This window comes from Psychromonas sp., from assembly GCF_983033635.1.
In genome coordinates this window covers 21,061-29,158 of the sequence record NZ_CEZLMY010000036.1, presented here as the reverse complement: position 1 = coordinate 29,158, position 8,098 = coordinate 21,061, and the positions used below count along the sequence as shown (strand labels likewise).

General features: G+C 41.9%; 7 protein-coding genes. 5 read left to right on the top strand and 2 right to left on the bottom strand.

All coding sequences use genetic code 11. From position 1 onward, the window contains the following. Positions 1–597: 597 nt before the first annotated feature. From AC4GME_RS07295 to AC4GME_RS07275, 5 genes are all read left to right on the top strand, one after another. Positions 598–1,647, top strand: a complete 1,050-nt coding sequence (locus AC4GME_RS07295; protein WP_490375684.1) for an ethylbenzene dehydrogenase-related protein — start codon at positions 598–600, stop codon at positions 1,645–1,647. A gap of 181 nt (positions 1,648–1,828) precedes the next feature. Then, the gene (locus AC4GME_RS07290; RefSeq protein WP_490375685.1) at positions 1,829–2,407 is read left to right on the top strand and encodes a multiheme c-type cytochrome; all 579 of its coding nucleotides are present in this window, start codon (positions 1,829–1,831) and stop codon (positions 2,405–2,407) included. Next, positions 2,407–3,084, top strand: a complete 678-nt coding sequence (gene nrfC / locus AC4GME_RS07285; RefSeq protein ID WP_490375686.1) for a cytochrome c nitrite reductase Fe-S protein — start codon at positions 2,407–2,409, stop codon at positions 3,082–3,084. Before AC4GME_RS07290 ends, nrfC begins: the two co-directional genes overlap by 1 nt. Next, positions 3,081–4,067: an NrfD/PsrC family molybdoenzyme membrane anchor subunit gene (gene nrfD, locus AC4GME_RS07280; RefSeq protein ID WP_490375687.1), complete on the top strand. Its 987-nt coding sequence runs from the start codon at positions 3,081–3,083 to the stop codon at positions 4,065–4,067. The genes nrfC and nrfD overlap by 4 nt, the downstream gene beginning before the upstream one ends. Before the next feature lie 35 nt (positions 4,068–4,102). Next, complete coding sequence (locus AC4GME_RS07275; protein ID WP_490375688.1) at positions 4,103–4,480, top strand: cytochrome c3 family protein; 378 nt, start codon at positions 4,103–4,105, stop codon at positions 4,478–4,480. A gap of 139 nt (positions 4,481–4,619) precedes the next feature. Here the strand turns inward: AC4GME_RS07275 and clpB are convergent, their stop codons facing one another. Both clpB and pgeF read right to left on the bottom strand, forming a co-directional pair. Then, the gene (gene clpB, locus AC4GME_RS07270) at positions 4,620–7,193 is read right to left on the bottom strand and encodes an ATP-dependent chaperone ClpB (protein ID WP_490375712.1); all 2,574 of its coding nucleotides are present in this window, start codon (positions 7,191–7,193) and stop codon (positions 4,620–4,622) included. 144 nt (positions 7,194–7,337) lie between these two features. After that, a complete protein-coding gene (gene pgeF / locus AC4GME_RS07265) occupies positions 7,338–8,093 on the bottom strand; it encodes a peptidoglycan editing factor PgeF (RefSeq protein WP_490375689.1) in 756 nt (251 codons plus the stop codon). Positions 8,094–8,098: the final 5 nt, after the last annotated feature.

The following is an 8,098-nucleotide window of genomic DNA, read 5'->3' as shown; positions in this document are numbered from 1 at the left end:
GCCATAAAACTGCAACAAAGTTTGCGTAAGTTAATCGTGAATAACTTATCTCGCTACTGTTTTCAGGTGAAAAATAGCGTTTAAGAAATCACTTGCACTTGCTTGCTGAATAAATGAATTTATTAAGTAAGCACAACTCGCTGCCGAGGAACAAAGCAGGGTTTCAGAAGAGATCTGCCGTAATATTGTCTGCATTAATGATATTGCGAATTCAACCGTTTGCAGTTCCCATGAGATTGCCTTAGCTAACGAAAACTTTGAGCAAATGGCTGTACAACTACAAACGATGGAGAGCGATTTTAAGGTTGCTTAACTCACAACCTTATAAAAATTATACTGTTCTATTAAATAACGTTCTGTTTTTGACTTGGATTATTCGCAATTTTCGATAGCAGTCACTACTTTTAAGATAGCTTTGGGTTGAGTCATTGATACTCAGCCTAGATAAAAGTTCTTGAAATATTGACAATTTCACTGGTGAAAGGCAAAGACGACAGCCATGCCTTCACTCATGTTCATCCTGAAATAGCTATGCAGATACCAGCTACAAGCGTGCTCTAGCTATTTAAGTTTTTACTGTACAAGGAAATAACAGCTATGAAACGATCAACTTCAATAATTGCCAGCACCGTTATCGCATTTTCAATAATTCCATTTGCAACAGTCCAAGCAAAAACGACCACTTTACAAAGCGTTAAAAGCATGTCGGAAATCAGTATTGATGGTATCGCTGATGCGGCCTGGGATAAAGCGCCAGATGTTAAGGTCAAACTTAAGAAACTTCCCTACAAGCCAAATAATGGTTATGAAGGCATTAAGAAAACAACGGTACAGATGAAATCACTTTATGATGATCAATATGTTTACTTCTTAATGACTTACAAAGATCCTACTTACAGCATGAACCGCTTTCCATGGATGCAGCAAGAAGACGGCAGCTGGAAACAGCTGGCAAATAAAGATGATACCGGTCACGACAATACTTATTACGAAGATAAATTCGCTATCCTTTGGGATATCAATAGCGACGGATTCGCAGAAAAAGGCTGTAATGCGGCCTGTCATCGTGCTGATGACGGCAAAGTAAATGGTATAAAAACAAAATCTCCGGCACGTAAATATACCAAGCCAGGGCAAACTATCGATATGTGGCACTGGAAAGGTGTACGTACCAACCCGAATGGGCAAATTGATGATCAATATATCGACAGCAATACGGATCCGGATAAGAATAAAGGCTGGGGACGAAAAGGTGATCATAAAACAGGTGGCGGTTACGTAAACAACGTAGAAAACAAACAGCCTAAGTTCGTTGCTCCTATGCTTACAGAAGATAGTGTGGTTATCTTTGATGCAGAGAAACAGCCGTTCACTGCTGATTACAGTAAAACCAAACGCATCCCCGGCATTGTCACTAAGCCGTTTAGCGGTTCTCGCGGTGATATTGCCACCGTCGGCGTCTGGAAAGATGGAGTCTGGACACTTGAAATTAAACGTAAATTAGTGACGAAAGGTGAACATGCGGCAACTCAAGATGTACAGTTTGATGATATGAGTAAAGTATATCCATTCGGTGTCGCTGTATTTGACAATACGCAAATTAATCACATATTCCACCGTGGTGTGCTGAATTTAGAATTCAAATAACATCTACCATTTTGTCAGTTAGTTGTAAGCAAAATACCAGTTGGAAGATCCAACTGGTATTTTATATATAAATGAAGATACATATTCACTAACAATCTCTTCCTGATTTTCATAAGCAAGGCGCTTTGAGGCATCAAAGCTAATCCGAGATAGACTTAATACCTAGATAAAAAGAGAAATTATGAGACAACTGCAGCGGACGCTAATTTTCACTTTTATCAGTTTATGTTTGCTAAGCCAGCCTGGTTTTGCGAACAGTAGTGCAAGCGGCGCAGCACCAACCAGAGTCGTTGTTGAGCCTAGTTTCTCACTGCAAACTGCAAATGATAAAGAGATGGAAAAGCTGCTCAAGGAAAACAAACGCTGTATCCGCTGCCATAAAGTAAAGCGCAAGCTAAAAAACATTGCAGCGATGAAAATGCAAGGCGCTCATGCCAGCGAGGAATTTTATAATAACTGCACGGCATGCCATGGTGACAAAGGTAAACATCCAAAAAATGGCTCAACTATTATTAACTTTTCTGTGCAATCACCAACCCCATTAAAGCAGCAAAATGGTCAATGTATAGCATGTCATACTCCTGCTGAGCTCCGCCAAGCTGAATGGACACACGATGTACACTATAAAAAAATAAACTGTTCCTCTTGCCATCAATTACATGAGCCAGTTGATCCGGTCATTAATATTAACCGCACAGCACGGATCAAACTTTGTATTGATTGCCACAGTTCGGTAGACAAGCCGCAAGGAGATCAATAATGGAGCATTCAAGAAGAAAGTTTTTAGCCGGTCTTGCTGCCACAACGATGTTTGCAACCGTAGGTGTTGCTGGCACCACTGTTATACAGACCATAACCGTTGACGGTAAACGCTATGCCATGATCCACGATGAAACGCTGTGCATTGGTTGTGAAGCATGCGTAGATGCTTGTCGGGAAACAAATAATGTCCCAGAAGGAGTAAGTCGTTTGGAAATTATTCGCAGTGAGCCCCGTGGCGAATTTCCAGATGCAGACTACAAGTTTTTTAGGAAATCTTGCCAGCATTGTGAAGATGCACCTTGCGTTAATGTTTGCCCGACTGGCGCATCTTTTATTGATACTGAAACGGGAATTGTTGATGTAGATCCGGATCGTTGCGTAGGCTGCATGTACTGCATTGCAGCCTGTCCATACAAGGTTCGTTATATTGATCCGGTAACTAAATCAGCTGATAAGTGTGATTTTTGTCGTAAGACTAATCTCGCCAAAGGTCAGTTACCCGCATGTGTTCAGGTTTGCCCTACGCAGGCACTAATCTTTGGGGATCTCAATGATCCAAACAGCGATATCGTTCAAACTCTGCAGCAGAAAACCGTTTATCGCTATAAAAAACATTTGGGCACCAAACCGAAAATGTTTCGGGTACCGGACTTAAAAGGGGAGATTGAGTTATGATGGAAAGTCTGCATCACGCCCTGCATTTTGATTCCCTTGTATGGCATTGGCCTATCGCGGTTTATCTGTTTGTACTAGGTATCTCTTCTGGAGCAATGTGTTTGGCTTTAGTCATTAAGTGGAAACTGTCAGCGCAGGAAAGCGCAGCAAAAAATCCACTGATTATTGCTGCGGCAATTCTTGTTCCGAGCATGGTCATTTTGGGTCTGCTTATCCTGATTGTCGATTTAACCAAACCGCTTGATTTTTGGAAGGTGATTTTTTATCAGTTTGCCAACCCTAAATCGGTGATGGGACGCGGAGTTACCCTGTTTTTACTCTATCAAATCGCAACATTTGCCTGGATAGCCATAGTGTTTAGAGAAGAGTTAATGGCACTTATTAATCGTTTTATGCCTTGGCTGCTGAAAACACCGGGCGTTTTATGGTTATGGAATACAATAGACAAAATTGAAAAGCCACTTGAAATATCAATTGCAATACTCGCCGTTCTGCTTGGGGTATACACAGGTTTCCTGCTTTCAGCGTTAACGGCATATCCATTACTTAACCAGCCTGTATTACCCTTACTGTTCTTGGCCTCTGGTTTGTCTTCAGGTATCGCGGCAACCATCATTTTAGCTGCAATCCTATTCTCTGCTAAAGCAGATACTTTTGGTATGGCCTTAAGTCATCGTTTAGAACAACCGATTGCCTGGGCCGAGTTAGCTTTACTGATGATATTAATTATTGGTATGAACTTTGGGGGAGAAATGGACAAACTGGCTATAGAGGCGGCTTTCTGGGGCGGCTTTTGGGCAAATCTGTTTTGGATTGCTGTCGTGGGTATTGGTCTGTTTTTACCTCTGCTTATGAATCAACTTGCCAGTGTTAAACTCAAACACTGCAATACTTTCATACTGAGCAGTGCCATTTTGACCCTGATTGGCGTGTTCTCATTGCGAATGTTCATTCTATATGCAGGGCAGATGACACCAGCCTAGAGACTCAATGACTGATAATTCATGGAACTTATATTATGAAACTATTAAAAACCATATTACTTACTTTTATTCTCTGCCTGACAACTAGTAGCCGGGCAGAAGATTTACCTAATCCCAAAGCTGATAATCTGGCAAATTTTCATCTTAAAGATCAGGATTGTGCTGGGGGATGCCATAAAAAAGAGGGACCTTCAGAGGAACTTGAATTTGAAAATAAAAGTTGTGTTGAATGCCATGACGAATTCGGGATACTTGAGGGTAAGCAGCACAATGTGAAGCACCGAGATGAGGAAGATATGCCCTGTATCGAATGCCATATGCCGCATGAAGAAACTAAACCCGAAGAGCTATGTGCAGACTGTCATGAGCCAGATCATGCAGCATTTGATGATTTATTCAAGCTTAAGAAATAAGATGATACTAGCCGTAGAATTGTATTTTGAGGAGCAATTAGCTCCTCATATCTAACGGACATTGACACCGTTTGTTGCCCTTTTCTTCCAACCCAATATTAGACTATTTAATTTTTAAATAGTTAAATGAGTAACTCATTCACTGCACAAAATGGATTTTCCCCTCTTTTACGTCAACCAGTATTTTTTTACCCGTTAGCAATCGTTCAGAGAGTATCTCTTGTGCAAGTGAGTTTTCTAATAACTGCTGGATAGCGCGTTTTAATGGCCTTGCTCCGTACACAGGGTCGTACCCCGCATCGACTAACAACTGGATTGACTGCTCGTTAAAGGTCAGCTCATAATCTCGTGCTTTAAGACGCTGCTGCAGCGCATGCAGCTGAATAGTCGCAATCGATTTGATGTGTTTGCGCCCCAGAGGATGGAAGACCACTGTTTCATCAATTCGATTTAAAAATTCAGGTTTAAATTGTTGAGCTAATTGCTCAAATAATGCCGATTTAATTTCATCATAACTAACTTTATCAAAAGACTCTTGAATCAAGTCGGAGCCGATATTAGAGGTCATAATAATCACTGCATTTTTAAAATTGACAGTACGCCCTTGCCCATCGGTTAAACGCCCGTCATCTAAGACCTGCAGCAAAATATTGAACACATCGGGATGCGCTTTTTCAATTTCATCTAGCAAAATAACAGAATAGGGCTTACGGCGAACCGCCTCGGTCAGATAACCGCCCTCTTCATAGCCCACATAACCGGGAGGTGCACCGACTAAACGCGCGACTGAGTGCTTTTCCATAAACTCAGACATATCAATACGCACCATATTATCTTCACTATCAAACAAAAAGTTAGCTAAGGCTTTACATGATTCCGTTTTACCCACGCCAGTTGGCCCTAAAAATAGAAATGAACCGATTGGACGGTCGGGATCACTTAATCCTGCGCGACTGCGGCGAATGGCATTGGCAATTGCATCAATCGCTTCGTTCTGCCCAATTACACGAGAGTGCAGGTGTTTTTCCATTTGAAGCAGTTTATCACGCTCGCCTTCAAGCATTTTTGCCACAGGGATCCCCGTCCAATGCGCGAGAATTTCCGCAATTTCATTTTCAGTGACACTATGTTTTAGTAATCTCATTTCTTGCATTTCCGCTTGCGTTGCAAGATCCAGCTGTTTTTCCAATTCGGGGATTTTCCCGTACTGCAGCTCAGACATACGCGTTAAATCAGCAGCACGGCTTGCAACCTCGAGATCTAGACGCGCCTGCTCCAATGCTTGTTTAATATTTTGTGTGCCTGACAATGCCGCTTTTTCCGTTTCCCACACTTCATCAAGCACTTGATAAGCTTTACTTTTATCCACCAAGGAGCTTTCGATATCCTGTAAACGTTTAATGCTCGCGTCATCATTCTCATTTTGTAGCGATTTTTGCTCTAATTTCAGCTGGATAATTTTCCGCTCCAGTTTGTCCAACTCCTCCGGTTTAGAATCCATCTGTAAACGGATACTGGATGCGGCTTCATCAATCAGATCGATAGCTTTATCAGGTAGTTGACGATCGGCAATATAGCGATGAGAAAGTGTCGCTGCGGCGACAATCGCAGGATCGGTTATTTCGACTTTATGGTGCAGCTCATAACGCTCTTTTAAACCACGTAAAATTGCAATGGTATCTTCAACGCTGGGCTCATCGACCTGTACTTTTTGGAAACGGCGTTCAAGAGCGGCATCTTTTTCAATATATTGGCGGTATTCATCAAGTGTCGTCGCCCCAACACAATGCAGTTCACCACGCGCTAACGCCGGTTTTAACATATTGCTGGCATCCATCGCACCATCGGTTTTACCCGCCCCGACCATAGTATGCAATTCATCGATAAATAAAATCACCTGCCCCTCTTCCTTGGCCAGTTCAGATAATACTGATTTCAGACGCTCTTCAAATTCGCCTCGATATTTAGCCCCCGCAATCAGCGATCCCATATCCAGTGATAATACCCGTTTGTTTTTTAAGCCTTCAGGCACTTCGCCATTGATAATACGCTGCGCAAGTCCTTCAACAATCGCAGTTTTACCAACACCGGGCGCACCAATAATAACCGGATTATTTTTAGTGCGACGCTGCAGAACCTGCACCATACGACGCACTTCATCATCACGCCCGATAACCGGATCCAGCTTGCCCTGTTCAGCTCGTTCGGTTAAATCAATAGTGAATTTAGCTAATGCCTGCTCTTGTCCTTCGCCATTTTGATTATCGACTTTCTGGCCGTTGCGAATTTTTTCAATCGAGGCTTCAACTTTTTGTTTGCTTAAACCCAGCTGTTTTAATATCGCGCCCAACGGGCCTTTATCTTCACAGGCGGCAAGTAAAAAAAGCTCGGAAGAGATAAATTTATCTTTGGATTTTTGGGCGTATTTGTCACAGAGGTTAAAAAGAATACCTAACGAGGCAGAAAGCTGAATATCGCCACCGATACCTGTAACTTTTGGAATTTTGTCTAATTCTCCGGAGAGTTGCGAGCGCAGTAAATTAATATCAACTTCCAAATCAGCTAAAATAGGACGAATCGAGCCACTATCTTGGTTTAGCAGTGCAAGCATCAAGTGAGTTGCTTCAATATATTGATGATCACGCCCTAATGCTAACGACTGCGCATCGGAAATTGCTAATTGAAATTTACTGGTTAATTTGTCTAAACGCATCACTTTAATCTCCGCAAGTACCTTATAACCTAAGATGGAGGTTTATTTAAAAAATTTCAAGGATAGGATATTGAAAATGAAGCAGGGAAGTGTTTTTGTTTGAATTTATTATTATTTATTAAAGCATCATTGTTAATAAGAGGTTTATGAGGCCCAAATAACAGTCGCCATACGCCCTGTTTTTCCATCACGACGATAAGAGTAAAATAGCTCCGGTTCACTAAAAGTGCAGTGCCCGCTTGCGGTTATTTCAGCAATATTAAGCGGCGCTAAACGTAAACGAGCAAGCTTATGCAGATCAGCGAGCCAACGATCTTGGTAGGGTGTAAAAGCACAGATGGCTTGTTCATTTTCAGCAATAAACTCAGCACGCACTTCATCACCCACTGCAAATGCATCTTTCCCTATACAGGGCCCCAACCACACGAGTAACTGTTCAGGATCTGTTTTTAACTCACGAGAGATTGAATAAATCGACTTTTCAATAATACCATCACATAAACCTCGCCAGCCTGCATGAACAGCACAAACAAAACTGCCTTGTTTATCGGTCACTAAAACAGGTAAGCAGTCGGCAGTCATTACGATACAAGGTTGATTTTTAAGGGTGGTCCAAACAGCATCAGCTTCAATGCCGATTTTGCTATTGTTTTCAGTATTGCTTTCAAGTTTCAGTAATATTGTGCTGTGAGTTTGATTTAACCAACATAATGAAGCGGGTAAAGAGTAAGCCTCACTAAGCAAGGCCCGGTTATTTAATACAACAAGCGGATCATCTTCAACATGTAAACCTAGGTTTAACCCTTGGTAAGCACCGCGGCTCAAACCACCTAATCGTGTTGTTGAAAAGGCGTGAATATGTGCTGGTGCTGACCAATCGGGCTTTATTAAGTTGAGCATTTATC

Excerpts from the sequence above, each read along its gene's own strand:
- AC4GME_RS07295 (WP_490375684.1), top strand. The coding sequence starts at position 598 with ATGAAACGATCAACTTCAATAATTGCCAGCACCGTTATCGCATTTTCA.
- AC4GME_RS07290 (WP_490375685.1), top strand. The coding sequence starts at position 1,829 with ATGAGACAACTGCAGCGGACGCTAATTTTCACTTTTATCAGTTTATGT.
- nrfC (WP_490375686.1), top strand. The coding sequence starts at position 2,407 with ATGGAGCATTCAAGAAGAAAGTTTTTAGCCGGTCTTGCTGCCACAACG.
- nrfD (WP_490375687.1), top strand. The coding sequence starts at position 3,081 with ATGATGGAAAGTCTGCATCACGCCCTGCATTTTGATTCCCTTGTATGG.
- AC4GME_RS07275 (WP_490375688.1), top strand. The coding sequence starts at position 4,103 with ATGAAACTATTAAAAACCATATTACTTACTTTTATTCTCTGCCTGACA.
- clpB (WP_490375712.1), bottom strand. The coding sequence starts at position 7,193 with ATGCGTTTAGACAAATTAACCAGTAAATTTCAATTAGCAATTTCCGAT.
- pgeF (WP_490375689.1), bottom strand. The coding sequence starts at position 8,093 with ATGCTCAACTTAATAAAGCCCGATTGGTCAGCACCAGCACATATTCAC.